The organism is Paraburkholderia solisilvae, from assembly GCF_902859875.1.
Classification (GTDB): domain Bacteria; phylum Pseudomonadota; class Gammaproteobacteria; order Burkholderiales; family Burkholderiaceae; genus Paraburkholderia; species Paraburkholderia solisilvae.
In genome coordinates this window covers 1-1,308 of record NZ_CADIKF010000127.1, presented here as the reverse complement: position 1 = coordinate 1,308, position 1,308 = coordinate 1, and the positions used below count along the sequence as shown (strand labels likewise).

Annotated in this window: 1 protein-coding gene; it reads right to left on the bottom strand. The window is 60.5% G+C overall.

Annotated features, from left to right (window positions below):
• Positions 1 to 19: 19 nt before the first annotated feature.
• Complete coding sequence (locus HV675_RS32090) at positions 20 to 715, bottom strand: NADPH-dependent F420 reductase (RefSeq protein WP_175115475.1); 696 nt, start codon at positions 713 to 715, stop codon at positions 20 to 22.
• Positions 716 to 1,308: the final 593 nt, after the last annotated feature.

Sequence of the window (1,308 nt, the reverse complement as noted above, 5' to 3'; positions counted from 1 at the left end):
GGTCCGTCGTCGCGTGGCTTCATGCAGGCTGATCAAAACTACCGGGGCTCTTGTCCGAGGCCGTCCACTGCGAAGTACGAGCTCGCTCCGCCTTCCGCAAGCCGGCCTTCAGGCCTTCCGTGTCGAGGTCCTTCGTATAGACTGGCGTGCCGGGCTGGTGACGCCAGGAGTCGTCGATACCGCCATTATCGACGGCATCGAAACCCACTTCGTTGACGAGTTGCATCACTGCCGCCTTGGCGTCCGCACTATCCCCCGAGACCGGCAGCGCAATCCGCCCCGGCGTGCCTTCCGGCTTGCCGAGATTGCGCAAATGATCCGCGTAGATGTTGTTGAACACCTTGATTACCGGCCGGCCGATCTGCTGCGCGACCCACGCGCTTTCCATCATCCCGGACTCGATCCCGGCGATGCGGCCATCGCGCTCGCGCGGATAATAATTGCCCGTATCGATTACAACCGTGGTTTCCGGCACGTCGTCGAACAGGCCCGCAGGCAGATCGAGCACCTTCTTTTCGGGAATCGTGACCACGATCACCGCCGCACCGCGGACCACATCCGCGAGTTCGGCTGGTTTCGCACCTGTTTCGCGGGCGACATCGGCGAGTGTATCCGGCCCGCGCGAGTTGCCGATAAGCACCTCGTGCCCACGTTCGACCCAACGCAGCGCCAGTACCCTCCCAATATTCCCCGCGCCAATGATGCCAATTTTCATACACCCTCCTGTTCTTTCAGTTGACTAAAGCGGGACGCCGCAACGGCCATACCCGTGCGTAATGATCAGCATAGCCTAGCATCATCCGGGCTGTGATACTGGGCCGTCTCGTCCCGCAGGACGGGCGGCTTGGCCAAACAGCGCATCGAGGATCCAGACTTCCAGCGGCCTGTCTATGCGCAGCTTGTAATCGCCAAACCTCTTCAGATTGTGGGTTGGATACGGACTCAGCAACTCCAGGTCTCCGGGCCTGGGCGAATCGAGTGACTCCGGTCGACCCAGTGGAGGCATACAGCTTTGCTGAATGAATGTCGTTTGTTAGGATAGCAAAGGCCGCGCGTCAGAGCCAATGCGGCGCGCGATTTGTCCACGACGCCAGACCAGAAACCGGATACTTGGTCCTCAGCCGCATGTGCGCTGCACGCCGGAACTCCTTTCACTGTAAGGTGCAGTGCGTAGCCCATCGGGGCCGGAGAACTCTCAACCTCGATTTCCTCCGTGCAACAACGCTCATGTCGAGTCATGGGAGTTCGGCAGGAGCGCGAACGGTCACCCGTCTAAACAGATCCCTCGACCTCGGTCCGTTGATCGAA